1 rRNA gene is annotated in these 543 nt (G+C 55.6%); it reads left to right on the forward strand.

Features of this window, described 5'->3' with window-relative positions:
- Nucleotides 1-525: ribosomal RNA gene (locus ACL9RM_RS26475) — 16S ribosomal RNA — on the forward strand; the annotation flags it as partial.
- Between the last annotated feature and the right edge of the window lie 18 nt (nucleotides 526-543).

A 543-nucleotide genomic window follows, 5' to 3' on the forward strand; every position in this document is an offset into this window, starting at 1 on the left:
CCTTTCCTTCGGGACAGAGGAGACAGGTGGTGCATGGTTGTCGTCAGCTCGTGTCGTGAGATGTTGGGTTAAGTCCCGCAACGAGCGCAACCCTTATGCTTAGTTGCCAGCAGGTCAAGCTGGGCACTCTAAGCAGACTGCCGGTGACAAACCGGAGGAAGGTGGGGATGACGTCAAATCATCATGCCCCTTATGACCTGGGCTACACACGTACTACAATGGCCGGTACAACGGGAAGCGAAATCGCGAGGTGGAGCCAATCCTAGAAAAGCCGGTCTCAGTTCGGATTGTAGGCTGCAACTCGCCTACATGAAGTCGGAATTGCTAGTAATCGCGGATCAGCATGCCGCGGTGAATACGTTCCCGGGTCTTGTACACACCGCCCGTCACACCACGAGAGTTTACAACACCCGAAGTCGGTGGGGTAACCCGCAAGGGAGCCAGCCGCCGAAGGTGGGGTAGATGATTGGGGTGAAGTCGTAACAAGGTAGCCGTATCGGAAGGTGCGGCTGGATCACCTCCTTTCTATGGAGAATCGTTTCC

The sequence above is a fragment of the Paenibacillus sp. S29 genome, from assembly GCF_049319765.1.
GTDB classification, from domain to species: domain Bacteria; phylum Bacillota; class Bacilli; order Paenibacillales; family Paenibacillaceae; genus Paenibacillus; species Paenibacillus polymyxa_B.